This is a genomic window from Roseibium sp. R5 (assembly GCF_055755305.1).
This window is the reverse complement of record NZ_CM146910.1, coordinates 4455370-4479571: the sequence shown is the minus strand read 5'-3', so window position 1 is coordinate 4479571 and position 24202 is coordinate 4455370. Positions and strand designations below refer to the sequence as shown.

Here is a 24202-nt window from a genome sequence, read left to right as displayed (position 1 = left end):
ATGCCCCCCGTACCCCCTTGTGCTTGAGCTATCCCACATCCGCTTGTTTCTGCAGCTTTCGATTAAGTCGGACGTACCGGCAAAAAAACCGCCATCCCCCAACTTTACGAAACACGACAGGAAACCCAATGATCGAAGTCTTCACTTTCAACTTCAAAGGTCACGACCTTCACACCATCGTTCAGAATGGTGAATATTGGCTGGTCTTTAGCAGCATTCTCGATGGTATGGGCATAGGCGATAGGGGGTTCGCAGGACTTCCAGAAGCGGAACTGCGCTACTTCGACCTGGAGGATATCTCGCAGGACTGGACTGAACCAATGACTGGAGAGTGGACTGCAGTCTCTGAATATGGCGCCTATCTTTTGACCCACCTCATGTGCCCAAGCAAGTCATGGGAATTTCGTCAATGGTTGGCGCGAGAAGTTACCAGCACAATGGATGCCTATTTGTCTTCGCACCACGAAACTTGCATTGGCGCTGACGTTTCCAACGCGGCCGGCAACTCAGATGTTCTCATGGACAAGTGCGAGAGAGATATACGGGCAGTGAAAGAGGCTTTCATTAAAACAGTACTCTCACAAAGCACTGAGAAGCATCTGACCACTCAGGTATGATGCATCAAGAAGCTGACCTCCGTCGCGAAACAGCGGCGGGGGAGGTTCCGGCTTGGAGCTGGCCTGAAGTCGGTTGAGATCTCATATGAGTGTACGCTATCGAGACGTCTGACTGAGACGTGAAACATGTACCAAAAGGGTTGACCTGAGGATTCTGAGACAATACCTAAATGACCTCTAGACGCTAATGAGACGGAGGTCGCTTTGACCAAGTACGGTTATGCACGTGTCAGCTCGACAGATCAGGACCTGACAATCCAAGTTGACGCTTTGAAGGATGCGGGCTGTTCGATCATCCGCGAAGAGAAGGTCAGCGGCACTACGAGAGCGGGACGGCAGGAACTCGAAACCCTGCTGGAGTTCCTCCGCGACGGTGACACCCTTGTGGTTACACGCATCGACCGCTTGGCACGTTCGATTGGAGATCTGCAAGACATGGTTCGAGCTCTGAAACAGCGCGGTGTCGCTCTTCAAGCAACCGAACAGCCCATCGATACAACGACAGCGGCTGGTAAGGCGTTCCTGGACATGCTTGGTGTGTTCGCAGAGTTCGAGACCAACCTACGTCGGGAAAGACAGCTTGAGGGAATTGCCAAGGCGAAGGCCAAGGGTGTCTACAAGGGACGGAAGCCGAGTGTCGACGCAGAGAGAGTAAAGGCCCTTCGAGCGGATGGACTTGGGGCGTCTGAGATCGCCCGACAACTCGGTATTGGACGAGCGTCAGTCTACCGAGCTCTGAGGCCATGATCGGAGCGTTATCAGGTTAATCACACTCGGGAAACGCCTGATTGCCTTAGTCGGTCCTTCCGAGAGAGCGGCCCGGCTTTTTGCAGCCGTTTTCTCAAGTCGACCACAAAGGTCATCTGATCCAATCCATTGGCCCCGTTGTTCTGCAGCGGGGTCTTTTTTGTGACCAGATTGGCCGAAACCACAAAGAGGACCTGATGAAGCCTTCCCGTTTCACGATCCGGGCCAGCGAAGTGATGTGTCAGCAGATCGAAGAGATCAAAGTGCTGATGCGATCTCTCCGGCCAGGGACATTTCCCACTACTGCAGATGCCATTCGCTTTGCACTCCGGCAAACGTCAGAACAAGTCGACCGCCCCGGCGTCACCTCAGACAGCAGCACCAACCCCTGTCATGGCACTGGTATTGTTCGAGTGCTCGTTGACTGCAATGCCAACTGACCCAAGGCATGTGGTCAGCATCTCCATGTACGCCAACAAGGACGGTCGGACTCTGGTGCACCTTGTCCGAGACACCTTGGAGACGATGACCAAAAAGAAGTGGTCACTCACAGAGACAGTCCGCTTCTGCGTTGAGGAGCAGGGACGACACCTGCTCTCCGATCTCGTCGACATTCTCAAAGAGCCGTCCAACAGGCCGGACAGCACATAAAAACCTCAAAATAATCAACCTTATGACCCTGCCTCACGGCGGGGTTTTTCGTATGGATCAGATGAAATGACAAAACGCGATCCCCGAGTTCGCCCAATCAGTGAGATGATGAAAGACTTACCACCACGCCCGGAACCAATACTGGGAACGTGGTTTGCCCCCGGACATCAAGTGATGCTGTACGCGCCATCTGGTGTCGGCAAGACCTTCCTGTCTATGTCGATTGCATTGGCAATATCCGGAGGTGGTTCATTGATGGACTGGGCTGCTGATCAGCCTCGACGAGTACTCTACGTGGACGGTGAAATGGATGTTCACGATCTCGCAGACCGCACACAACAGCTCGTTTCCGTGCTTCCTGGGATTGATAAAGAACAGGCGACGGCCAATCTGCAGCTCCTCGCCTTTCGCGATCAGTTCCCTGACAGCTGGTTTCCGGATCTCAACGAGACCAAGCATCGTGATTGGTTGATCGAGACAGCAGACGAGGAACAAGTGGATCTTGTCGTTCTGGACAACTTCTCCACCCTCGTGACCGTTGAGGATGAAAATGCTGCCAGTGCAATGAACCCGATCCTTGATGTCATGCGGCATTTACAGCGTCTAGGCTGTGCGGTGTTACTTGTGCATCACGCCCGCAAGAATGGCGGCGGCGACGGGTCTTATCGAGGTTCCCAAAAGCTCTCTGTTACGTGCAACACGATCATTCGCCTCGAACCATCTACGAGTGATGCAGTGGACGGGGCAGCTTCATTCAAGATGGTTTGGGAGAAGGTGAGAGCCCGTCGGACAGAAGAGGTGCAGGACCGTCAGGTTACTCTGAGCGATTTCGGCTGGACATATGAGATCTCCAACAAACCCGAACTCCTAGAATACGTCCGGGCGGTTCGTTCGAGAGAGCATCCAACTGCTGAAAGCATCGCTCACGCTCAGGACGTGTCAAAGGGCACCATCTCCAAACGGAAGAAGGCGGCAATCGCGGCCGGTTTGATCACGCTGGAAGAGATCACCAAGTGTCATGACGAGGCCCGCGAGCTGCTTGATGAAGAAGATGATAACGATGACTTCTGACCAGTGCGGTGATCCGTGAGGGGGGCGTAGCCCTCACTTATAGGCCATACGTTTCCAGTTTCTATGTCTTACTAGGTGTGGAAACTGGAAACCTCTTTTATTTACAATGTGATAGAGACGTCTTGGCGGCGGGGGTTTCCACTCCTTCCTCTCTTTTTTGGAGCAACATACTTTGCATAAAACAGTAATCGTCCCAACCAGTGTTGAAGGACGCACATTCCAGGTGAATGAAAGCCAGTTGAACCAACTGCGAAACGACGGTTGGTCGATGAGTTTCTACATCGCAGATAACGGCAAAGGCAGGAAATATGTTCGTGATTACCGTAAGGGCAATAGAAAGCCAGAGCTGGTTGCCAGGGCGCTTGTCCCAACATCCAATGGGCGCATCGTCTACCTGAATGGTGATAGCCTGGATCTGCGGCAGCAAAACCTAGTGGTATCTGGCGGATGGTAGGGGAACTCCAGTTCGTCTGTCAGACGATGTCATCGGGTTGCGGTCTTCTTTGGATACGCCAGCTTGGCAATGGCTTCGGTCAACGTCGAAAGCGAATTGCCGCCGGAGTAAAGGCCATAGGTAATGGTCTTCTTCTCGTGACCAACGATGTCAGCCGTCACGTTCTCAGGAACTCCTGCCTGTTCTAACTGCGTGATGACGGTTTTGCGAATTGAGTGAAACACATGCTCCGGACCGAAGCCGAGCTTGCGCTTAAGATTGCCGAACCGCTTTCCTATGGCGTTGCTCCGGTCTCCGTACTTGTTTTCAGTGAGACCTGATAAGACATAGCCGTCTGTGCTCGACTGCGTCAGGCGATCCAGTGCTGGTTTGAGCTTCGGATGGACAGGTACCTTACGTCGACCGGCGTTGGTCTTGTCCTCCGTGATCTGAATATGGTCATCGGCAACATGTTCGAGTTTTAGTGAGCATAGTGACTCGATCCGGCAACCGGTCCACATGGCCAGTCGAATAAGGTCTGCAAGGCTGTCATCTCCTTTGTGCATGGCAGCGTCAAGCAGCCAGGAAACCTCAGACGGTGCAAACGGTCGTCTGGATTTTTCGCTTGAGCGTTTTGAGTTGTTCTTGGTCGATAAGCTCTCGAATGGGTCTTTTTCAGCAGATACGAGCTCTATGTCTTGAAGGTAACCCCAGTACCCGCGAACTGCGCCCACGATCCTCTGCATTGTTTTGGGCTTCAAGCCTTCGGCGAGCCGCCCCTGATACCAGGCAGTTACAGAGCGTCTTTCAATGTCATTCACATACGTAAAAGCTGCGGCGAAGTTCTGAAGGTCGCTTCGATACATGTTGATTGTTTTTTCTTGAAGAGAGCTTCTGGTAGCCAGCCATTCTTCAATCTTCTCGTCTGTCCGAACGAGCTGGCCAGTCGCAATCCCGTAGAAGCGCCTGGAGTCATTGACCTCCTCCTGGTCCTCAAAGTCAGGATGCTCTGGATCCATTATCTTCGCGCCGAACCTATACTCATCAGCCTTGTCCGATATCAACCACTCAAGGTTGTCTTTCTCTTCCGGCTTAGCGTTTAGGAACTGATCACGCCAGTACAGTGCATCACGTTCAATTGCATCGGTGGAGTTTGATCTCGCCGTCTCAATCTGAAGTAACCACTTCTGCTCCAGCAAGGCAGCTCGACGTTGTGCTTCTCTGAGGTCTTCCGTCTTGAGCGAGGCGCAGAAGCGCGTTTTTTTGAGTGCCTCTTGTGCGTCTTTAGGGATGTCGTGCAGGGCATACCAGCGGCGGCGGCGTTGTTCTATGTACATAGTGATTTGGAGTGTCTAGACGGTGAGAAAATAATGCGCTGTGAGTGGTGCTTCCACACACGTTTTCCCCGCACATATGATCTAAAATAACAATAAAATCAATAGTGACAGGGCGTTATGTGCGGCCTTCTGATAGTCCCTTCCTCTCCGCCACTTTGTGTCCAGACCTACACGGATATTCGCGCGCCGCGCCCGAGGAAACGGGTGTAGGACGTTCATGATCTGTTGCTTATCGAGCGGGCGTCGGTTTTCAGCTCTTAGCGCACTTTCAGATCGCTCTTTGGCTTTGGGGTGTCGGCGGTTTCGGTCCAGGTGAGGCGGAGATCGATGCGGTTGGAGCCGCCGGAGCGCTCGGCGCGGACCCGCACCGTGATCAACCCGTCCGGTTCCAGAACGATCTCTTCATCGCCATCGCTCAAGGTTAGTTCGCCTTTGCCAATGCCCTTGGTCACCGCCTCCAAAAGCGCCTTGATGGACTTGCGGCTTTGAAGGGACTCGTGGCGGAAACTTCCATCACCGTTTTGCATCTAGGCACTCTTTTCTCAAAGATGATGTTCTGGCTTGAAATGTTTGACCCTTGGATAGTCGGAACTCAAGCCCACAACGTCGCCTGAGGGGAAAATAAGCGTTGCGCCCGCACCGATGCCGGTGAGGCCTTCCAGACGCCGGGAGGTCCGGTCCAGCGTGATGTCGCCCTCCAAGTGCAACAGCCCGTTCTTGGACAGGATCCGCTGGCCTTTATGGTTGTTGACGTGGCCCTGAACGATCATCTTGATGCCCGCCTGATGCAGAAGCTCAACGCCTGAGGCCGTCAGTTGTCCGTCAACCGGCCGGTATTTGGTGCGAACCAGATTGGCAACCGGGCCGGAATAAAAGGCAAATGGATCATCTTCGGCTTCCAGCCGGTAGCGCGCGTTGACAGCGGCGGGGCCGTCTTTGGCCAGCAGTGCGCACATGGTGTCATCGATCCCGGCATGCAGAAAGACGATGGATCCGATCTGTTCGACCACATCCATGGCCGAATAAAACCAGCTGTAGGCACCGTCCGGGCTCAAAAAGAGATCCCGGCACCGCAGGGACGCGGCATAGACCTCGCGCATGGTGAGGCCTTCCGTGTCCGCCTGTTTGGCAAACTGTTTTGCCTTTTTCTTCAGCTTCTTGAGCTCTTTTTCGATCCCCAAGGGCGTCAGATACGGCGCGGCCGCGGCGGGGAACGTTTCTTTCCAGCTTTTGGACGGAAAGATCCGCTCACGGCACTCCGCCTCGTCCGGCAGGTTTGCCAGGTCTTCCGGTGTCACGTAACGTGTGTTGATTTCGGCTAAGAGCGGCAGGATCTTGCGGCCCATGCGGACAAAAAGATGCTCGGTCAGCGGGGCCTTCGGCAGGGTCAGTGCCCGGATCGCAAGGCGCAGCCGGAGATCATGATTTCCCGCAAGCAGACGGACGTCGGCACCCAGATCAAACAGGCGTTTCAGCGCGTTCAGCATGTCGAGGTTGGACGGACCCTTATCGAGGCAATCGCCCCCGACGATGATTTTCGCCATCCGGCCGAAGGGCGTCAGGACAAACCCGTCGTTAAGGCGGCGGACCGCACCGGCTGAAACGAGGGAGCGCAAAAAGCCGTCGGCATCGGCATGCGGATCGGAGATGAAAACAACCGGTTTCTCCGGCCAGGTCCAGGTGCCGTGTGAGGCGGCTGCGATCAAGCTGTCGCGAACCGCGCCGGCATTGCCGCCTGAATGATCCTCATGGACCGGCCAGCGTTCAAGGTTGCGGGGAAGCGCTGCGAGTTCACCCGCATCATCGAAGACAGGGGGCAGCATTGGGTGCGATCTTGCTGCGCGACCGGTTTGTACTGCCATGATTGAAGGCCTAATCGAGCGTCTTATCCGTTAGCTGGCGAATCTTCCACGTGCCGCCAGTTTGGGCCCATGTACCATTTTCTATGTGACAGAGATGTAACGGCCGGGCGTGGTGCATGCTGTATTGAGCGATCTGGTCACGGGTCAAGACACCGAGCAGGTGCGCCGCGTGCCGGAAAGAAGCGCCATGGCCAAAATGCAGCGTCACCGTTCCAGCGGGTTGCTGAGCAGTTGTGCGGGTCAAATGATCTGCCACCCGCTGTCCCGCCATTATCAGCGATTCCGCACCTTGCAGCGGCAGGCAATAGTCGCTGTCCGATTTCCATGCCACGGGAGGCGTGTCAAAGCGGGGGTCTTCGGTAAGGATCGTTTCAATCTCCTCGAGCGTCAGGTTTGCTGCGCTGCCGACCGAGCGTTCCGCCAGGGAAGGTGTCTGCTCGATGGTCAAGGTGTGTCCGTGTTTGATCAGGACATCACACGCGAGCCAGGCCGTCTGCCAGGCCCGTAGCTGACAGGACGAATAGACGATCGGATTGAGTGTCAGGCGTTGGTCTGAAAGCCACGCGGCAAGATCTTCGCCGCAGACTTCGGCTTGCGTTTTGCCCTTCTCTGTCAGGGGAAAGGGCTGCAGGGCACTGGGCACATTCTTGCGCTGGTGGTAGTCTCCGTGGCGGATCAAAACCGCGAAGGGGCCAGTGGCAGCCGATCCGGTCATGCAAAGAGGTCCTTGCCCGCGGCGGCCAGTGCATCGAAATCGATGGCGCCGGTCGCTTCGCGAATCCGGACACTCTTGAGCTGCCGGAGATAAGCGTCCGGATCCAGCGGTTCGTCATCGCGCAGGAAGACACCATTGGCATCCTGAAAGAACGGACCGGCACTTTTCATGATCGCACCCAGGAGATCGGGCCGCTCTGTGAGGTCTGCATCCACGAGGCGCGTTGGCTCAGTCGAAGAGCGGCTCCAGTTCAACACCCAGAATTCGGTGAGGGGCGCCGTGAATGACATGCGGTCCGGGCCATAGACCTCGCTGATGAAAAGATCATGTTTTTCTTCCAGCTGCCAAAGGTCTTCCGGTGGCATCTGCTGCAGCTCTTTTTTTCGTTCCTCGGACAGCAAGGGGGCCAGGCGCGGATTGTGCAAGATCGTGCCGGGGTTGATGCGCGGATTTTTGGGAATGCCGAGACCTTCGGTGCTATTCGGTGTTGCGCGCACCATGAGCCTGTCGTTGGTGACAAAGCGGGTCGGTTCGAGATCCATCATGCGCAAGATGGCAGTGGATTTTCCACCACCGGACAGCCCGGCAATTGCCAGGCCTTGTCGCCCATCGGTCACCGCAGCGGCGTGGCAGATCTCCCAGCCGTCCCGCTTGCAGATGTTGAGGATTTGCGTGTTGATGAAGTTGATGACCTGATTGGGATAGGCGAGGCAGGGCCCGAACGCGATTAGAGCTTCCGAGGATTGCAGGAAGGTCATGCCCGAGCGGATCTTGTGCACCAAACGGCCGTCATCCAGATCGACATACGCGTCCTTGCGTCCGGTTTTACCCGGTTCGCGCGCCCAGTCGATCCAGTCCGGAGGGGCGTTGAGACTTTGTCCTTCCAGTACGTCGATTGTGGCTGCAACCGGCCCGGCTTCTGCGAGCGCTTCTTTCAGGTGGTGACGCAGCTCTACGGCCATCGGCACCTCGCAACGGACTGCAAGGCGCACCGGACCGGTTTCAAGATAAAGCGTTTCCGGCAAACCGTCGCGGTTTAGCTCAGCAAGAACATCGGTGGCAGTCCTCATTGCGTCACCTTTGCAATCACATGATCGGCAAGGGCTGCGGCTGCATCGACACCACAGCCTTCCTTGGCTCCGCGATAACCGCCGAAGGCAGACACTTCAAAGACGATTGGGCCATCGTCGGTCAGTGCGACATCGACGGTTGTGAAATCAAGGCCGAACGGCGCTTGTGCTTTTCTGGCAAGCTCGATCAGGTCGGCATTTGGTTCAAAAGGCGCATATTTGCCGCCGCTGTGGATCGTTGTGTTCCAGCTATCGGATTGGCTGACCCGAGCGTAGGTGCATAAGTAGTCGCCGCCCAGAAACACCATTCCGAGATCCTGGCCGGAAAGGTTCAGTTTTTGCTGGATGTACATCACTGGATGGTCTTCAGCGAACGCGGCGATCTCGGTCCGGGCGTTGGCGCCCGCTTCGATAATGCACATGCCGCGTGCCTTGGTGGAATACAGCGGCTTGAAGACGGCCGCGCCATAGCGCTCCACCGCAGCTTCAGCAGCTTTCAGATCTTCGGTCACAATCGTTGCCGGCATCGGCGCACCGGCCGCGCGCAGGGAAACCGTGCAGGCAAGCCGGTCGATCAGCCGCAATACGGCCTCAGGGCGGGAGAAGATCTTGACGCCGCGGCTTTCGGCAAAGCGCAGCAGCTCTAGCCGGTCAAGCGCATGGGGGCTGTAGATTTCGCTGATCTTCTTGATAATGAGCCCGTCAAGCGCGCAAAGATCCTGTCCCTGGTACATGACAGAACCGGTTTCCAGATCGAGCGTCACGGCTGCCATGTCGATCACCAGACGGTAGCCGGTTTTGGCCGCGATCACATCGGCAAGGGCTTCTGTGGACCATTTGCCGGGTATGCCAACGACCCCGATCTTGATGTCAGTCAACGAACAACTCCTTGATGGGCAGTTTGAACCGCTCTTCCTTGCCCTCCGGACACTCCAGCGCTTGTTCGAGCAAGAAACGGGCGCGGATGAACATGCGCCGCGCGTGGGATTTGTCGAACACGAACCGCGTGGAGGTGGCAAAGCTGCGCGCAAGGCCGAGGGCGAGGCGGTACTCATAGGTCCGGTCTTTCTGGGACCGGGCGAATTTTGCGGCGACCGATTGCAGGTCGCAGGCGACTTTGGCGAGTCGGCGGCGCACCGGAATGTCCTGGATTTGCAGCCGGTAGTTGGAAATCATGAAGACGGAGACGTCCTGAACGTAATCCATATAGCGGGAACGGTGCAGGTCGATGAAATGCAGCTTCTTTTCCGCTGGGTCATAGATGACGTTGTCGAGATTGAAGTCGCCGTGGATGTGCACGGAGAAGGCCGCTTCCAATTTGTCTTCGCGCTCCGCGGCTTCCCGGACAAGTTCGTCAAAACCCTTCAAACGCAGCCCACCGAAACGTTGCGGTTCAGCACGGAATTCCGGATGAACGCGGTAAACCTCGGGCAGGCGCCGGGACAACTGGCGCATGGAGGCCATGACGGCGGGTTCTTCCATGCGTGTGCTGCGCCAAACATCGTTCAGGGTCTTGGCCAGCTTCTTCTGGGCTTCCGCCAGAAGGGCGTCGTTTTCGTTGAGGACCAGCTGTTCGAATGTGTAGCCCGGCAGATGCTCGATCAAAAGGGCGGCTGACTGACCCCGCTTTTGATAGGACAGGATTTTGGGGGCCAGTCCCGGATAGATCGCGTGCCAGCTTTTCACGCCCGCCCGTTCTTCGCGCACCTTGCGCAATTCCCCGTCCTTGAAGACCGCATTGACGGGTTCCCCGTTTTCGCTGCGCGAACGCACGGAAGAGATCGCACTGCCGGACCGGGTTTCCGCCAAGGGGACCATGTCGACCGGTTCATCGTCCTTGGTCGATGGCAGGAGGCTTTTCAGCGTGAAATAGCGTTCGAACTGGACCGGTTGACCAAGATTGACCGACAGGATGGCTTCGGAGATCGACTGGAGCGCGTCACCGATGCGCCGGACTTCGTTGGCAACCAGCAGGCTATTGGCAAGATCGGCTGTGTGCTTGGACTTGCGCATGTCCTCGGTCAGTGTACGGAACACCCGGTCGTACAGGTCCTCCATCTTTTCACGGATCTGCCCGATCCGAACCGCGGATTTGCTGTCAGACCGGGCAAGGGCCGGCTGAATAAGTTTCAGGCTGTCGCGAACCTGTTTAAGCACTTTGGCATAGGTGTCGCCTCTCAAATACGCCTTGCGGTCCACAGTCTCAGCGTATGTCAGGCTGCGACGGGCAAGGCGGCTGATCAGGTCAAGGTTCTGCGCGATCAGTTCGACGTTCCGCAGCAGGTTCTGCTGTTCGGAAGTGACTTTCTTTTGAGACAGAATTTGCGTGCTGGCTTTGGTCAATTTCGAGGCGAGATTGTAGGAATAGCCCGCGCGCAAAATGACCTTTTGCGCGGCTGCCTGGTTTGGGGACTTGAAATAGTCCTGCATCCCGGCGAGCTGGCCATCGATCTCCACGCTCAAGAAATAAAGATTTTCGTCAATGGATCGGGGGAGTTTAGCCATCAAAAACTCCCAGATAGACCGGTGCCGTGGTGGTCAGCGCTGCAGCGTAAGCCGGGCGGAACTCCGCCGCTCTTGAAACCGGAGAGGCCCAGATCGTCCCGACCTGAGAAGGGTCGGGATGGGGACCCATGACCGGCATATAGTCGTCAGGAACGTTACACGCGAACAGCAGCTCCAACTGGTGCCGCTTCCCCTCCGTTTTGGCTTTGAAAACTTCGGCGACATGCAAAAGGGGGCCTACGGTCACGGTCGTACCGACTTCTTCAGCGCATTCCCGGATCAGAGCCTCTGCTGCCGTCTCGCCCGGGTCCTGCTTTCCGCCCGGCAAGGTCAGATAGGCCGCAGCACCGCGCTTTTGCTTCACCTGTACCAAAAGATCTCCGTTTCGATAAATGACGGCCCGGACAGTTGGGCGGATCGGTTCCAGAACTTTGGTCTGTTTCAGTTTCATGGCGGTGTACAGTGGCTCTGAGAAGGAAACGTGACAGCAATTCAGAACCGTTGATAACACCGAATCGTTGGGCTGGTCTAAATGGTTCAAGATCCTGTGCCAACACACCGTGATAGACTGATGGGCAGCCTGTCGGTGGAGACGATTTGAGATGACGAAAAACGCTACGGAGTTGTTGCTTCTCTGCGCCGGCGCTGGGGCCAAGGATCGGGACGGCGCAAAAAGGAGACGGCCTCTGCGCACCAAGGGAAAACGCCAGGCCCAGAAGATCGGCGCCTGGATGGGGCAGCACGGCTTGCGGCCTTTAAAAACTCTCACGACAACCGATGAACGCGCCAATGCGACCGCGCAAAAAGCGCTGAAGGCTGGCGGCTGGCCCGCGCAGGGGGTGGTTCAATTACCAGATCTCACGAAAGGTGTCATGCCGACGGTTGCCGATGACGACCGTGTGTTACTGGTTGCGCCCAAAAAGACGGTCGCAGATCTGCTCAACTCTCTTGGGGTTCAAGAAAACCTGTCTCCGGGCGTTCTTGTTCGCCTTGAGAAAACTCTTACGGGCACCGAAATCCGTCAGGTCATCGACCCGCAGGATTTGCCGGATCTCTTTCCCTATCCCGGCCCGGATGGTCCGGAACGCCGGGAGCGGCCGGCCTATTATTACACCCAGTCTGCCGTCATTCCGTTCCGCCGAACGCCGGAGGGCAAGGAAGTCCTGATAACAGGTTCATCGAGTGGACGGCATTGGGTCGTCCCGAAAGGCATTGTCGATCCGGGCCTAAGTCCTGCGGAATCGGCCGGAGTGGAAGCCCGCGAAGAAGCCGGTGTCGAGGGCAACGTCGGCGCTGGTCCCCTTGGAACCTTCACTTACGAAAAGTGGGGGGCGGTGTGCGAGGTTGAGGTCTATGCGATGGAAGTTACCCGTATCCTGCCGGCAGATGCCTGGGAGGAAAGCCACCGGCAACGCACATGGGTGCCAGCGGAAACGGCCGCAGCCATGCTGTATCAGAAGGCGTTCGGGCCGCTCATCGCGCAGCTCTGATTTGTCAGCGTGGTGCCTTGGCCGCGTTCTGATAGGCCTCTCGTAACTCCCGCTTCGGGTTCTGCCGATGTCGTTGCCCCACACACATGCGCAATGCTGTCCCGGCTTCGAACCGGGACCACGGTCTTCAGGCCCCGGCTCGGGGCCGGGGGCGGCAGCAGATGAGGGTCTGGGATCTGGACCAGATCAGGTGAGGTCCGAGCAAATCCGTTGTTTGGCTTCTCGGTATTCCTGTTCGATCCGGTCGACAACCTTGCCCGCCGGAACGATCGACTTGAGCGCCCCGATGCCCTGACCCGCGCCCCAGATTTCCTTCCAGGCCTTGGCCTTGGACGATCCGGAGCTGAAGTTCATTGATGAGGGATCGGCAGACGGCAAGTTGGCCGGATCGAGACCGGCACGGGAAATCGATGGCGCAAGGTAGTTGCCGGACACACCGGTAAAGAGCGACGATGTGACAATGTCTTCCGCGCCGCTTTCGACCAGCATTTGCTTGTATTCAGCCTGCGCGTTGGCTTCCTCGGTCGCGATAAAGGCGGACCCGATATATCCGAGATCCGCGCCAAGCGTCCGGGCGGCAAGCAGTGCTTCGCCTGTGCTGATGGAGCCGGACAGAAGTAGCGGCCCATCAAACCATTCGCGGATCTCACGGATAAGCGCAAACGGGGATTGCTGGCCTGCATGACCGCCGGCCCCGGCCGCGACGGCGATCAGGCCGTCGGCGCCTTTCTGGATCGCCTTCTTGGCGAAGGTGTTGTTGATGATATCGTGCAGCGTGATCCCGCCGCAGGAATGCGCTGCTTCGTTGACTTCAACCCGCGCCCCGAGCGACGTGATCCAGATCGGCACCTTCCAGCGGGCGCAGATTTCCAGATCGCGCTCCAGACGTCCGTTGGAGCGGTGCACAATCTGGTTCACAGCGAAGGGGGCTGCCGGGGTGTCGGGGTTTGCTTGATTGTAGCGGTCGAGTTCCTCGGTGATCTGCTTCAGCCAGATCTCCAGCATGATGGGCTCGCCATCCTTCTCACGGGCATTGAGCGCCGGAAAGCTGCCGACAATCCCGGCTTTGCACTGGGCAATCACGAGGTCCGGGCCGGAGACGATGAAGAGTGGGGCGGCCACGGCCGGAAGACGCAAACCTTGCAAGGCTTTCGGAAGGGTTTTGGATTTCAACATGCTTGGGTGTCACCTCGGTAGGACGGTTCTGCGACCGCTGATTTCGTTCTGCGTGAAGGTCATCATCACACCAAAAACGCACTGAAACAGTCTGCGTATGACGCCTTCCGTATTGGTCATTATTCCACATGTCAGAATAGAATTCTGTATTTTTCTTGACAAGTCTCAAGATTTCAATTTGCAATAGTCTTTGAGCACAAAATCAGCTTTTGCGTGCAGTGCAGCAAATTGTCTGGCCGTCAAAACAGGGAAAACCCGGAAGACGGCCGCTCAGGGAGGAAAGCATGAACTATCTGAAGTCACTTGTGGCGGCCGCAGCGCTTGCCACTTGCTCTATGAGCGTATCCAGCGCCGACACCGTGAAAATCGGCTATATCGATCCGCTGTCGGGCCATTTCGCCCTGGCCGGGGACACGGGATTGAAGCATTTCCGCTATGCCGCTGACCGGATCAACGAGGCTGGTGGTGCAGGCGGAATGACGGTCGAGATCGTACCATTCGACAACAAGGTCAATCCGAAGGAAAGCCTGGTGCAGCTGCAAAAGGCGATTGACCAGGGCATCCGCTATATTGTTCAAGGCAACGGCTCTTCCGTCGCCTCGGCACTGATCGACGCGATCAACAAGTACAACAAACGCAATCCGGGCGAAGAGGTTCTGTTCCTGAACTATGCTGCCGTGGACCCGGCTTTCACCAACGACCGCTGCAGTTTCTGGCATTTCCGGTTTGATGCGGACGCGGATATGAAAATGGCGGCGATGACCGACTGGCTCGCCAAGCAGGATGACATCAAGAAGGTCTACATCCTCGGGCAGGACTATTCCTTTGGCAAGGCGGTTGCCAATGCAGCCGTGACGATGATTGCCGAAAAACGGCCGGACATCGAGATCGTCGGCAACGAGCTGCACCCGCTCGGCAAGGTGAAGGACTTCACGCCCTATATTCAAAAGATGATCGCCTCTTATGCGGACGCTGTGATCACCGGCAACTGGGGGCAGGACATGACGCTGCTGGTTAAGGCAGCATCATCTGCCGGTCACGATGTACCCTACCTAACCTATTACGGCGGCGGGCTCGGAGCGGTTGCAACCATGGGCGAGGGCGCCATTGGTCTCGTCAAGCAGATCACCGAGTTCCATCAGAACATCGACACCAGCGAAGAGCAGTTTGCCAATATGGACCGCTTTCAGGCGCGCTACGGCACCGATTACTATTATCAGCGGGTGTTCACGCTGATGGAGATGTTCGACAAGGCGGTTGATGAAGTGGGCGAGAACGATCCTGTGAAGGTGGCTTTTGCCCTTGCCGGAATGGAGCATGAAACGCCCTATGGCCCGGTCTCCATGCGCGAGGACAATCACCAGCTGATCCAGCCGCTGTTCATCTCCACCTTCTCCGATGATGTGTCGCGAACGCTGGAGGGCACAGCCTTCGGGTTTACCACCGATCCGGACGGGATGATCGAGGGTGATGCGACCCGCACAGTAACCACCTGCCAGATGGAGCGGCCAAGCTGACATCAGTCGGCTGCAGCTTTCATCCATTCATTGACGCCGCGCGCTTTCCATCAATGCGCGCGGCCTTGAAGGCAGGACATTCATGGAAACATTCTTTTTCTCTCTGCTGAACGGGGTAATTTACGGGCTTTTGCTGTTCATGCTCTCCAGCGGCCTGACCCTCATTTTCAGCATGATGGGCGTGCTCAATTTCGCACATGCCAGCTTCTACATGCTGGGCGCGTATTTCGCCTATACGATCGGCTCGGTCACGGGCTTCTGGATTGCTTTATTCCTGGCACCGATCCTGGTGGGGCTGGCAGGGGCCGGTGTTGAGCGCTGGGGCTTGCGCAAGGTCCATACGAATGGGCACCTGGCCGAGCTTTTGTTCACATTCGGTCTGGCCTATCTGATCGACGAACTCGTCAAGATCATCTGGGGCAAGATCCCGGTTCCATATGAAATCCCAGCTGCGCTCGATTTTCCGCTGTTCACGCTGTTTGGCGCACAATATCCAGCCTACCGCATTTTCATGCTGGTTGTGTCGATCGCGATGCTGGCCGGGCTGTGGTTCCTTTTGAAACGGACCCGCGCAGGACTAATCATCCAGGCAGCGCTAACCCATCCGAATATGGTCGGGCACCTCGGCCACAATGTGCCGCGTGTCTTCATGATTGTGTTTGGCTTCGGCTGTGCGCTCGCCGGGCTTGCCGGTGTGATTGGAGGCAACTACCTCGTCACGGAGCCGGCTATGGCTCTATCCATCGGGCCGATCGTCTTTGTTGTGGTCGTAGTCGGCGGCATGGGCAGCCTGGAAGGCGCGTTCATCGCGTCCCTGCTGATTGGTCTTCTTCAGACCTTTGCAATTTCCATCGATACGACCTTCGCTGAAATCTTTGCCTTTACGGGGCTGAACCCGCTGAGCGATCTGGGCCGGATCTCGATTGCCTCGCTGGCCCCGATGCTGCCGTTCCTGTTGCTGGTTCTGGTCCTGATGATCCGCCCACGCGGTCTGATGGGGGAGCGTGAAATTTGACCGACACACTGTCCATATCCCTTGCGCCGTCACAGTCGGAGAAATTCCGCACACGTGTGCTGCCGTTCCTGATCATGGCGGCCGTTCTTGTGGCGATCCCGTTGACTGGGCCATCGCGCACGACCTATTCGCTGTTGAACGCGATCGGCATCAACATGGTGTTTGCCCTGTCCTACAACATGCTGCTTGGCCGCGCGGGGCTCTTGTCCTTTGGCCATGCGGTGTATTTCGGCCTCGGCGGGTATGCGGCGATGCATGCCATGCAGGCGATTGAAACCGGGACCGGCCTTTGGAGCATGTTCCCGGTCTTTGCCTTGCCGCTTGTTGGATTTGCAGGCGGCGCCCTTGCGGGGGCTGTCATCGGCTGGCCGTCGTGCCGGCGGGCCGGGATTCCCTTCGCGATGATCTCGCTAGGCCTTGCCGAACTGGTGGCAGCTGCCGGCTTCATGTTCACCAGCCTCTTTGGCGGCGAGGAGGGCGTATCCGGTGACCGCATGAACGGGCCGGAGCTGTTCGGTCTCAGTCTTGGCCCGATCAACGAGGTCTACTGGTTCATTGCCGCCTGGACGTTGATTGGAACCGTTGCGATGTTTGCCTTTACCCGGACACCGCTGGGCAAGATGGGCGAGGCGGTGCGCGACAATCCGGAGCGGGTGGAGTTTGTGGGCTATGATCCGCAGCGGGTGCGCTATCTGATTTTCATCTTTGCCGGCGGCTTTGCGGGCCTTGCGGGCGGCATGGCTGCGGTCAATTACGAGATCTTCACCCCTGAGACCCTGTCGGTGATCCCCTCCGGATTTGTCCTGCTGATGGCCTATGTCGGGGGCATCCGTTACTTCGCGGGACCGATGCTGGGCGCGGTTCTGCTCACCTACATGCAATCCAACCTCTCCGACTTTACCGAAGCCTGGCTTTTGTATCTCGGGCTCTTGTTCATGATGATCGTCATGTTCGCGCCATCCGGTCTTGCCGGTGTCCTGGTCTCTATTTCGCAGGGGCTGCAGAGCCCGGATCGCGGAGTGATCCTGAGGCGCTGGGCGCGCTATGCGGCCGGAGCTCTGCTCGCCTTTACCGGCATTGTGATCACCATCGAAGTGGCGGTCAGGGAATCCAGTAGTTTTGGCGAGGTCTTCGAACCGTTCGGCATCGCCCTGGCACCGGACAATCCCGTGACCTGGCTGCTTGCGCTTGGTCTGGTTGCAGCAGGGGGCTGGGTGATGCGGTCCAGCGGATCAGACAAAGAGGAGGCCTTGTCATGAGCACATCAGCCTTGTCGATCCGGGATCTGACCAAGAACTTTGGCCCCGCCGAGATCATCCGTGGGGTCACTCTGGATATCCCGCCGGGGGAACGGCACGCGATCATCGGGCCGAACGGGGCGGGTAAATCAACCTTGTTCAATTTGATCTCCGGACTGCACCGGCCAACGTCCGGCAGCGTTCATCTGGGTCGGCAGAAGATCTCCGGGCGCAAAGCCCATGAGATCAACCGCATGGGTCTGTCGCGATCCTTTCAGGTCTCCAACATTTTCGCCAACATGACGGTCCGCGAGAACGTCCGCTGTGCGGTCCTGTGGTCGCTCGGCACCGGCTACAGCTTCTGGCGTAACATCGGCAACTTGAGACATGTCCAAGACCGCACGGCGGAGGTTCTGGAGACCGTCGGCATGATCGATAAGGCGTCCTTGCCCGCGGCAAGTCTGCCCTACGCCGATCAGCGTACACTGGAGATCGCGATCACCATTGCAGGCGGGGCCGATGTCATATTGCTGGATGAACCAACCGCCGGGATGAGCCATTCGGAAACGGAGCGGGCCGTTGCGCTCATTGAGCGGGCCACACGCGGAAAGACACTCATTATTGTCGAGCACGATATGAGCGTGGTCTTTGGGCTGTCCGACCGCATTTCGGTTCTTGTCTACGGGAAGATCATTGCATCCGGGCCACCGGAGGCCATACGCGGGGATGCGAAGGTGCGCGAAGCCTATCTTGGCGACGAAGCCGAGGATTTGCCGATGGTTGAGGGAGCAGCGTGATGACCGGGATGTTGTCTGTTCGCGGGTTAAACGCCTTTTATGGCAAAAGCCACGTTCTGCGCGGTGTCGAGCTGGAGGTCGGCGAAGGCGAGGTGGTTGCGCTGCTTGGACGCAACGGTGTTGGCCGCTCGACCACCGTGAAGGCGATCATGGGCGAGGTCGCGCCAAAGGGCGATATCTGGTTCAAGGGCGAGAACATCTCGGGCCTCGCGAACCATGAGATCGCCCTGAAGGGTCTGGGCTATGTGCCGGAGAACCGGGACATCTTTCCGGGCCTGACCGTTCGCCAGAACCTTGTGCTCGGCATCAAGGACATGAAACGGCCGGGGCGCTGGGCAATCGAGGACATGCTGAAGATGTTCCCGAACCTTGCCGAGCGCGCAGATACACCGGCGGGCGTTCTGTCGGGCGGCGAAAAGCAGATGCTGACGATTTGCCGGACGCTGATGGGCGATCCGCAGCTGATCATGATCGACGAACCAACGGAAGGCCTTGCGCCGCGGATCGTGGCCCAGGTCGGGGAGCTTTTATCCGAAATTGCCCGCGCGGGGGTCTCCATCTTGCTGGTGGAGCAAAAGCTCTCCATCGCCCTGAAAATCGCTTCCCGCGTTTATGTCATGGGACATGGGGAGATCGTCTATTCGGGAACACCGCAGGAATTCCTGACCCGCGACGACATCCGCCGCGAGTGGCTGGAAGTGTGAGTCGAACAAACGGTTCCCCGTTTGCGTTGCGGCCATGAACCAGAACCAAGGGCTGCGCGGTTTTGCAGGTCCCGGATCAAGTCCGGGACGGCAGAGGGCGGCGGAGTAACTGAAGATCGCGGGATGAATTCGGTGCCTTCCCGGGCTTGAGCCGGGATCATTTTAGAGCAAAGCAAATGCCGTACTACGTTTATATCCTCGCGAATAAGCCACACGGAGCGATCTACATTGGTTCGGCGCGCGACTTGCGAAACAGATTGGAGCAGCACGCGGCGGGGATACCTGGTAGCCACACCCAAAAATATAACATCAAGACGCTCGTCTATTTCGAGGTCCACAATGAAGTCATCGATGTCGTGCATCAAGAGCGAAGGCTGAAACGTTGGCGGCGAGCTTGGAAGGAGCAGCTGATTGCCAAGTCAAACCCAGGCTGGAGAGATATCCGTGATCAAATCCCGTTATAGGTGTGTTTGAAGCTGGTCCCGGATCAGGTCCGGAACAGCGCGAAGTGTATAAGTCTGGAAGGGGAAGCTAACCTACTTGCCGTCCCGGCCCTGAGCCGGGACCAAGGGCTGGATAATTGGCAGGGTCCCGGATCAAGTCCGGGACATCAGCGGGAGATGGATGCTGCATTGCCGACGGCTCATCCAAGAGATGTTTGTAATTTCAATATAAAATATTGAATTCCACATATTGAAATTTCTTCAGGATGTGTTTAGGACTTTGTTCACGTACTAATCACTTGGACTGGGAGGCCTTGTGGTGACACAAAGCGTCAATCTGACACTCGAAGACAACATTGCCGTCATTGAAATCGCGAACCCGCCGGTCAACGCGCTCTCGCATGCGGTGCGCTCCGGACTTCAGGACGCGTTCCGCGACATCGCATCGAATGATGCGATCAAGGCCGTTGTGGTGTATGGTGCCGGACGGACGTTTGTCGCAGGAGCTGATATCCGTGAGTTCGGCCAGCCGCCGAAAGAGCCGTTCCTGCCGGAACTCATGAACGAAATCGAGGCCTGCACAAAGCCTGTGGTTGCCGCCGTTCATGGCACGGTTTTGGGTGGCGGGCTGGAGCTCGCTCTTGGTGCGCATTACCGGATTGCAGCGGCGAAGACCAAGCTCGGCCTGCCGGAAGTGTCCCTCGGCCTTCTGCCGGGGGCTGGCGGGACACAGCGCCTGCCGCGCCTGGTGCCGGTCGCAAAAGCCATCGATATGATCACCTTCGGCAAGCCGGTGTCTGCCAACCAAGCGCTTGAGCTCGGATTGATCGATCAGATCAGCGGCGAAGACGACATGCGCGCTGCCGGTCTCGCCTATGCAAAAGCACTTGTGAAAGACGGTGCCGCGCCGCGTCCGGTGAGTGGCCTTGCCTGCAATGCGCCGGAAGACGGTTTGTTCGACAAGGCCCGGGCGACGCTCGCCAAAAAAGCACGCGGTCAGATCGCTCCGCAAAAATGCATCGATGCCATTGAAGGTGCCGTCAATCTGCCATTTGCGGAGGGGCTGGCTCAGGAGCGGGCGTTGTTCCGCGAGCTGATGGACTCAGATCAGCGCGCCGCGTTGATCCATGCGTTCTTCTCTGAGCGCCAGGTCGGTAAATTGCCTGAGATTCAGGATGTTGAGCCACGCACACTTGAAATGGTCGGCATCATTGGTGGCGGTACCATGGGCTCCGGCATTGCGACCTCTGCGCTTCTGGCCGGGTTGACGGTCACGCTGATCGAGCGGGATGCAGAGGCCGTTGCCAAGGCGGAGGGAACGGTCTCCAGGAACCTCGCCGGTGCCGTCAAACGTGGCAAGCTCTCACAGGAAAAGTTCGATGCCATCATGGCTGGACACTTCAAGGCGGGCTCCGACTACGCCGCGCTCGCCGAAGCCGATCTTGTGATCGAAGCTGTCTTTGAGAGCATGGACGTCAAAAAAGAGGTCTTTGGCAAGCTGGACAAGATCTGCAAGCCGGGCACCGTGCTTGCATCCAATACGTCTTATCTGGATGTCGACGAGATCGCGGAGATCACCAGCCGACCGGCGGATGTGATCGGCCTGCACTTCTTCTCGCCTGCGCATGTCATGAGGCTACTGGAAATCGTTGTCGGCGCTAAGACCGCACCGGATGTGGTTGCGACCGGATTTGCGCTGGCAAAGCGTCTCGGCAAGATCGGCGTGCGCGCAGGTGTCTGCGACGGGTTTATCGGCAATCGGATCCTCGCAACCTACCGCAAAGCCATCGATGGCGCGGTGCTTGCCGGTGCCAGCCCGTTCGATGTTGACCGGGCTCTCGTCGACTTCGGACTGGCCATGGGGCCGTTTGCGGTCAGTGATCTGGCCGGCCTCGACATTGGATATATGACACGCCAGCGTTTGGCGGCGACCCGGGACCCGCGCGAGGTCTATGCGGAGTTTTCCGACAAGCTCTGCGAAGATGGGCATCACGGGCGCAAAACCGGCCGCGGATTTTACGACTACAACGGCGAACAACCGGTCCCGAACAACGCAATTCTCGGCTACATTTCCGAGGAACGCGCGGCCAAGGGCATTGAAAGCCGGAGCTTGAGTGATCAGGAGATCATTGACCGCTACATGGCTGCAATGGTCAATGAAGCCGCGCTCGTTGTGGAGGAGGGCATTGCACAGCGTCCGCTCGATGTCGACGTCACCTTGCTCAACGGCTACGGTTTCCCACGCTGGCGCGGTGGTCCGATGCAATATGCGGACACGGTCGGCGTCGACAAGATCTTGAACGATATCAAACGGTTTGCCGAAGAAGATGACTTCCTGTGGCAACCGGCTCCCCTGTTAGAAAAATTGGCAGCAGAAGGCAAGACCTTCGCCAGCCTGAACGCGTGAGGCCCCATTAGATGAAACAAGCAGTTATTGTCTCGACCGCCCGGACCGGGCTGGCGAAATCCTATCGGGGTGCGTTCAACGAAACCCACGGTGCGACCATGGCGGGTCATGCGATCCAGCACGCAGTGGAGCGTTCCAAGGTAGACCCGGCCATTATCGAAGACGCCTTCATCGGCTGCGGGTATCCGGAAGGCTGGACCGGCAGCAACATCGCGCGCCAGTCCGTTCTGCGCGCCGGTCTGCCGGTCACCACAGCGGCCGTCACCATCAACCGGTTCTGCTCTTCCGGCCTTCAGGCCGTTGCGATGGCAGCGCATGCAATCTCTGTTGAAGGTGCCCCGGCTGCGATTGCAGGCGGTGTGGAAAGCATCAGCCAGATGCCGCCGTCCCGCCCGCCTGCAGCGCGCGAGAAATGGCTCGATGAGCACAAGCCGGAAGTCTATCTCTCGATGATCGAGACCTCCGACATCGTCGCCAAGCGCTACAACATCAGCCGCGATGCCCAGGACGAACTGTCGCTGGTCAGCCAACAGCGCACCGCTGCAGCTCAAGCCGCCGGAAAGCTCGACGACGAGATCGTGCCGATCACCGTCACCCAGGCCTTCAAGGACAGGGAAACCGGGGAAGTGACCCGCAAGGAAGTCACATTTTCCATGGATGATTGCAACCGTCCGAACACGACACTCGAAGGCCTGGCCAAGCTGGAGCCGGTTCGCGGTGAGGGCAATTTCACCACCGCCGGCAATGCGTCCCAGCTGTCAGACGGTGCCGCGGCGCTCGTCCTGATGGACGCTGATCTGGCTGAAAAACAAGGCCTTGAGCCGCTCGGCGCACTGAAGGGGTTCGTCACGGCGGGCTGTGAACCGGATGAAATGGGCATTGGTCCCATCTATGCCGTTCCGAGGCTACTGAAGCGCCACGGTTTGTCGGTCGATGACATCGACCTTTGGGAGCTCAACGAGGCGTTTGCCTCCCAGGCACTGTATTGCCGGGAGCAGCTCGGCATCGATCCGGAAAAGTGCAATGTCAACGGCGGCTCGATTTCCATTGGTCACCCGTTTGGGATGACCGGGGCCCGCATGACCGGTCATTTGATTCTGGAAGGCCGCCGCCGGGGCTCTAAGCTCGGCGTTGTCACCATGTGCATTGGCGGCGGGCAGGGTGCTGCCGGCCTGTTTGAGATTTTCTAAGGGGGCTTTGATGGATCTGAGCTACACGCCTGAGGAAGACGCATTCCGCGCCGAAGTGCGGGCTTTTCTGAGCGAAAAACTGCCGCGCCATCTCTCCGAAAAGGTGCGCCTTGGCAAACGGTTGACCAAGTCGGACATGGAAAGCTGGCAGGCCATCCTGAATGCGCAGGGCTGGCTGGCTCCGAACTGGCCCAAAGAATACGGCGGCGCTGAATGGGATGCTGTTCAGCGCATGATCTTCGAGGAAGAAGCCTGTCTGGCCCATGCGCCCCGCATCGTGCCGTTCGGCCTTTCGATGCTGGCACCGGTGCTTATGGCGTTCGGATCGGAAGAACAGCGCCAGCACTACCTGCCGCGTATCTTGAGCGGCGAAGATTGGTGGTGTCAGGGCTACTCTGAACCGGGCGCGGGATCAGACCTTGCCGCGCTCAAGACCAAGGCGGTCCGCGACGGCGACCATTATGTCGTCAATGGCCAGAAAACCTGGACGACACTCGGCCAGCACGCCAACTGGATCTTCTGCCTGGTGCGCACTGACGCGGACGCCAAGAAGCAGGAAGGCATTTCCTTCCTGTTGATCGACATGAACACGCCCGGCGTGACCGTGCGCCCGATCGTGCTGATCGACAGCGAGGCCGAGGTCAACGAGGTCTTCTTTGATGACGTCCGCGTGCCGGTCGAAAATCTCGTTGGCGAAGAAAACAAGGGCTGGACCTACGCCAAGTACCTGCTCACCCACGAGCGGACCAACATTGCAGGTGTCGGTTTTTCAAACGCTGCGCTGGCAACGCTAAAACATGTGGCTGCCAACACCCAGTCCGGCGGCAAGCCTCTCGATCAGAACCCATATTTCGCGGCGCGCATGGCGCAGGCCGAAATTGACCTGATGGCCATGGCAACGACCAATCTGCGGGTCGTCTCCGCTGCCGCCAAGGGGCAGGCCCCCGGACCGGAAAGCTCGATGCTGAAGATCAAGGGCACGGTCATCCGTCAAGAACTGTCCTCGCTCCTGCGCCGGGCGGCTGGCCCCGATGCCATGCCGTTCCTGCCCGATTATCTGGATGGCGGCGACAACGTCCCGGTCGAAGGCCCGGAACACGCTCCGGCGGCTGCACCCAACTATTTCAACATGCGCAAGCTGTCGATCTTTGGCGGGTCCAATGAGATCCAGCGTACGATCATCACCAAAGCAATCCTGCAACTGTGAGGCATTGAGC

The 24202-nt window shown here is 57.8% G+C and carries 25 protein-coding genes; 16 read left to right on the top strand and 9 right to left on the bottom strand.

Features of this window, described 5'->3' with window-relative positions; genetic code table 11:
• Nucleotides 1–128 precede the first annotated feature (128 nt).
• From AC0J4F_RS20790 to AC0J4F_RS20765, 6 genes are all read left to right on the top strand, one after another.
• Nucleotides 129–617, top strand: a complete 489-nt coding sequence (locus AC0J4F_RS20790) for a BRO-N domain-containing protein (RefSeq protein WP_473024549.1) — start codon at nt 129–131, stop codon at nt 615–617.
• A gap of 204 nt (nt 618–821) precedes the next feature.
• On the top strand, nt 822–1364 hold the full coding sequence (locus tag AC0J4F_RS20785) for a recombinase family protein (protein WP_473024548.1): 543 nt from the start codon (nt 822–824) through the stop codon (nt 1362–1364).
• Nucleotides 1365–1561: 197 nt separating this feature from the next.
• Entirely contained in the window at nt 1562–1804 is a 243-nt protein-coding gene (locus AC0J4F_RS20780; protein ID WP_473024547.1) for a hypothetical protein, read from the top strand.
• Entirely contained in the window at nt 1794–2015 is a 222-nt protein-coding gene (locus AC0J4F_RS20775) for a hypothetical protein (RefSeq protein WP_473024546.1), read from the top strand. Before AC0J4F_RS20780 ends, AC0J4F_RS20775 begins: the two co-directional genes overlap by 11 nt.
• Nucleotides 2016–2081: 66 nt before the next feature.
• Nucleotides 2082–3086 carry an AAA family ATPase gene (locus AC0J4F_RS20770; protein ID WP_473024545.1) on the top strand — a complete coding sequence of 335 codons (1005 nt, stop codon included), beginning with the start codon at nt 2082–2084 and terminating at the stop codon, nt 3084–3086.
• Nucleotides 3087–3258: 172 nt separating this feature from the next.
• A complete protein-coding gene (locus tag AC0J4F_RS20765) occupies nt 3259–3540 on the top strand; it encodes a hypothetical protein (RefSeq protein ID WP_473024544.1) in 282 nt (93 codons plus the stop codon).
• A gap of 29 nt (nt 3541–3569) precedes the next feature.
• On the opposite strand, the gene AC0J4F_RS20760 is transcribed toward AC0J4F_RS20765, so the two are convergent.
• The 8 genes from AC0J4F_RS20760 to AC0J4F_RS20725 all read right to left on the bottom strand — a co-directional run bounded on the left by AC0J4F_RS20760 (nt 3570) and on the right by AC0J4F_RS20725 (nt 11459).
• Nucleotides 3570–4856, bottom strand: a complete 1287-nt coding sequence (locus AC0J4F_RS20760) for a tyrosine-type recombinase/integrase (RefSeq protein WP_473024543.1) — start codon at nt 4854–4856, stop codon at nt 3570–3572.
• A gap of 257 nt (nt 4857–5113) precedes the next feature.
• A complete protein-coding gene (locus AC0J4F_RS20755; protein WP_133950820.1) occupies nt 5114–5383 on the bottom strand; it encodes an amphi-Trp domain-containing protein in 270 nt (89 codons plus the stop codon).
• A gap of 15 nt (nt 5384–5398) precedes the next feature.
• On the bottom strand, nt 5399–6679 hold the full coding sequence (locus AC0J4F_RS20750) for a metallophosphoesterase family protein (RefSeq protein ID WP_133951209.1): 1281 nt from the start codon (nt 6677–6679) through the stop codon (nt 5399–5401).
• Nucleotides 6680–6728: 49 nt separating this feature from the next.
• Nucleotides 6729–7433, bottom strand: coding sequence for a histidine phosphatase family protein (locus tag AC0J4F_RS20745; RefSeq protein ID WP_133950818.1), 705 nt, complete (start codon nt 7431–7433; stop codon nt 6729–6731).
• Complete coding sequence (locus tag AC0J4F_RS20740) at nt 7430–8503, bottom strand: HprK-related kinase B (protein ID WP_473024541.1); 1074 nt, start codon at nt 8501–8503, stop codon at nt 7430–7432. The genes AC0J4F_RS20745 and AC0J4F_RS20740 overlap by 4 nt, the downstream gene beginning before the upstream one ends.
• A complete protein-coding gene (locus AC0J4F_RS20735; RefSeq protein WP_473024539.1) occupies nt 8500–9381 on the bottom strand; it encodes a GAK system ATP-grasp enzyme in 882 nt (293 codons plus the stop codon). Before AC0J4F_RS20735 ends, AC0J4F_RS20740 begins: the two co-directional genes overlap by 4 nt.
• Nucleotides 9374–11008: a phosphotransferase gene (locus AC0J4F_RS20730; protein WP_473024538.1), complete on the bottom strand. Its 1635-nt coding sequence runs from the start codon at nt 11006–11008 to the stop codon at nt 9374–9376. The genes AC0J4F_RS20735 and AC0J4F_RS20730 overlap by 8 nt, the downstream gene beginning before the upstream one ends.
• Nucleotides 11001–11459, bottom strand: coding sequence for an NUDIX domain-containing protein (locus AC0J4F_RS20725; RefSeq protein WP_473024537.1), 459 nt, complete (start codon nt 11457–11459; stop codon nt 11001–11003). Before AC0J4F_RS20725 ends, AC0J4F_RS20730 begins: the two co-directional genes overlap by 8 nt.
• Nucleotides 11460–11610: 151 nt before the next feature.
• Between AC0J4F_RS20725 and AC0J4F_RS20720 the strand changes: the two genes are divergently transcribed.
• Nucleotides 11611–12498 carry an NUDIX hydrolase gene (locus tag AC0J4F_RS20720; RefSeq protein ID WP_473024536.1) on the top strand — a complete coding sequence of 296 codons (888 nt, stop codon included), beginning with the start codon at nt 11611–11613 and terminating at the stop codon, nt 12496–12498.
• 186 nt (nt 12499–12684) lie between these two features.
• Here the strand turns inward: AC0J4F_RS20720 and AC0J4F_RS20715 are convergent, their stop codons facing one another.
• A complete protein-coding gene (locus tag AC0J4F_RS20715) occupies nt 12685–13674 on the bottom strand; it encodes an NAD(P)H-dependent flavin oxidoreductase (RefSeq protein WP_473024535.1) in 990 nt (329 codons plus the stop codon).
• A gap of 284 nt (nt 13675–13958) precedes the next feature.
• Between AC0J4F_RS20715 and AC0J4F_RS20710 the strand changes: the two genes are divergently transcribed.
• The 9 genes from AC0J4F_RS20710 (at nt 13959) to AC0J4F_RS20670 (ending at nt 24192) form a co-directional block, all read left to right on the top strand.
• Nucleotides 13959–15191 carry a branched-chain amino acid ABC transporter substrate-binding protein gene (locus AC0J4F_RS20710; protein ID WP_473024534.1) on the top strand — a complete coding sequence of 411 codons (1233 nt, stop codon included), beginning with the start codon at nt 13959–13961 and terminating at the stop codon, nt 15189–15191.
• An 82-nt stretch (nt 15192–15273) separates the two neighbouring features.
• Nucleotides 15274–16206 carry a branched-chain amino acid ABC transporter permease gene (locus tag AC0J4F_RS20705; RefSeq protein WP_473024533.1) on the top strand — a complete coding sequence of 311 codons (933 nt, stop codon included), beginning with the start codon at nt 15274–15276 and terminating at the stop codon, nt 16204–16206.
• The gene (locus AC0J4F_RS20700; protein ID WP_133950804.1) at nt 16203–17465 is read left to right on the top strand and encodes a branched-chain amino acid ABC transporter permease; all 1263 of its coding nucleotides are present in this window, start codon (nt 16203–16205) and stop codon (nt 17463–17465) included. The genes AC0J4F_RS20705 and AC0J4F_RS20700 overlap by 4 nt, the downstream gene beginning before the upstream one ends.
• The gene (locus tag AC0J4F_RS20695; RefSeq protein WP_133950802.1) at nt 17462–18241 is read left to right on the top strand and encodes an ABC transporter ATP-binding protein; all 780 of its coding nucleotides are present in this window, start codon (nt 17462–17464) and stop codon (nt 18239–18241) included. Before AC0J4F_RS20700 ends, AC0J4F_RS20695 begins: the two co-directional genes overlap by 4 nt.
• 8 nt (nt 18242–18249) lie before the next feature.
• Entirely contained in the window at nt 18250–18945 is a 696-nt protein-coding gene (locus AC0J4F_RS20690; protein ID WP_473026454.1) for an ABC transporter ATP-binding protein, read from the top strand.
• A 176-nt stretch (nt 18946–19121) separates the two neighbouring features.
• Entirely contained in the window at nt 19122–19409 is a 288-nt protein-coding gene (locus AC0J4F_RS20685; protein ID WP_133950800.1) for a GIY-YIG nuclease family protein, read from the top strand.
• 298 nt (nt 19410–19707) lie between these two features.
• Entirely contained in the window at nt 19708–21795 is a 2088-nt protein-coding gene (locus tag AC0J4F_RS20680; RefSeq protein ID WP_473024532.1) for a 3-hydroxyacyl-CoA dehydrogenase NAD-binding domain-containing protein, read from the top strand.
• An 11-nt stretch (nt 21796–21806) separates the two neighbouring features.
• Entirely contained in the window at nt 21807–22985 is a 1179-nt protein-coding gene (locus tag AC0J4F_RS20675) for an acetyl-CoA C-acyltransferase (protein ID WP_473024531.1), read from the top strand.
• Nucleotides 22986–22995: 10 nt separating this feature from the next.
• On the top strand, nt 22996–24192 hold the full coding sequence (locus AC0J4F_RS20670) for an acyl-CoA dehydrogenase family protein (protein WP_473024530.1): 1197 nt from the start codon (nt 22996–22998) through the stop codon (nt 24190–24192).
• Nucleotides 24193–24202: the final 10 nt, after the last annotated feature.

What these genes read in the sequence shown, in the direction of transcription:
- AC0J4F_RS20790 (WP_473024549.1), top strand. Translation starts at nt 129, where the DNA reads ATGATCGAAGTCTTCACTTTCAACTTCAAAGGTCACGACCTTCACACC.
- AC0J4F_RS20780 (WP_473024547.1), top strand. Translation starts at nt 1,562, where the DNA reads ATGAAGCCTTCCCGTTTCACGATCCGGGCCAGCGAAGTGATGTGTCAG.
- AC0J4F_RS20775 (WP_473024546.1), top strand. Translation starts at nt 1,794, where the DNA reads ATGCCAACTGACCCAAGGCATGTGGTCAGCATCTCCATGTACGCCAAC.
- AC0J4F_RS20770 (WP_473024545.1), top strand. Translation starts at nt 2,082, where the DNA reads ATGACAAAACGCGATCCCCGAGTTCGCCCAATCAGTGAGATGATGAAA.
- AC0J4F_RS20760 (WP_473024543.1), bottom strand. Translation starts at nt 4,856, where the DNA reads ATGTACATAGAACAACGCCGCCGCCGCTGGTATGCCCTGCACGACATC.
- AC0J4F_RS20755 (WP_133950820.1), bottom strand. Translation starts at nt 5,383, where the DNA reads ATGCAAAACGGTGATGGAAGTTTCCGCCACGAGTCCCTTCAAAGCCGC.
- AC0J4F_RS20750 (WP_133951209.1), bottom strand. Translation starts at nt 6,679, where the DNA reads ATGCTGCCCCCTGTCTTCGATGATGCGGGTGAACTCGCAGCGCTTCCC.
- AC0J4F_RS20745 (WP_133950818.1), bottom strand. Translation starts at nt 7,433, where the DNA reads ATGACCGGATCGGCTGCCACTGGCCCCTTCGCGGTTTTGATCCGCCAC.
- AC0J4F_RS20740 (WP_473024541.1), bottom strand. Translation starts at nt 8,503, where the DNA reads ATGAGGACTGCCACCGATGTTCTTGCTGAGCTAAACCGCGACGGTTTG.
- AC0J4F_RS20730 (WP_473024538.1), bottom strand. Translation starts at nt 11,008, where the DNA reads ATGGCTAAACTCCCCCGATCCATTGACGAAAATCTTTATTTCTTGAGC.
- AC0J4F_RS20725 (WP_473024537.1), bottom strand. Translation starts at nt 11,459, where the DNA reads ATGAAACTGAAACAGACCAAAGTTCTGGAACCGATCCGCCCAACTGTC.
- AC0J4F_RS20720 (WP_473024536.1), top strand. Translation starts at nt 11,611, where the DNA reads ATGACGAAAAACGCTACGGAGTTGTTGCTTCTCTGCGCCGGCGCTGGG.
- AC0J4F_RS20715 (WP_473024535.1), bottom strand. Translation starts at nt 13,674, where the DNA reads ATGTTGAAATCCAAAACCCTTCCGAAAGCCTTGCAAGGTTTGCGTCTT.
- AC0J4F_RS20710 (WP_473024534.1), top strand. Translation starts at nt 13,959, where the DNA reads ATGAACTATCTGAAGTCACTTGTGGCGGCCGCAGCGCTTGCCACTTGC.
- AC0J4F_RS20705 (WP_473024533.1), top strand. Translation starts at nt 15,274, where the DNA reads ATGGAAACATTCTTTTTCTCTCTGCTGAACGGGGTAATTTACGGGCTT.
- AC0J4F_RS20695 (WP_133950802.1), top strand. Translation starts at nt 17,462, where the DNA reads ATGAGCACATCAGCCTTGTCGATCCGGGATCTGACCAAGAACTTTGGC.
- AC0J4F_RS20690 (WP_473026454.1), top strand. Translation starts at nt 18,250, where the DNA reads ATGTTGTCTGTTCGCGGGTTAAACGCCTTTTATGGCAAAAGCCACGTT.
- AC0J4F_RS20685 (WP_133950800.1), top strand. Translation starts at nt 19,122, where the DNA reads ATGCCGTACTACGTTTATATCCTCGCGAATAAGCCACACGGAGCGATC.
- AC0J4F_RS20675 (WP_473024531.1), top strand. Translation starts at nt 21,807, where the DNA reads ATGAAACAAGCAGTTATTGTCTCGACCGCCCGGACCGGGCTGGCGAAA.
- AC0J4F_RS20670 (WP_473024530.1), top strand. Translation starts at nt 22,996, where the DNA reads ATGGATCTGAGCTACACGCCTGAGGAAGACGCATTCCGCGCCGAAGTG.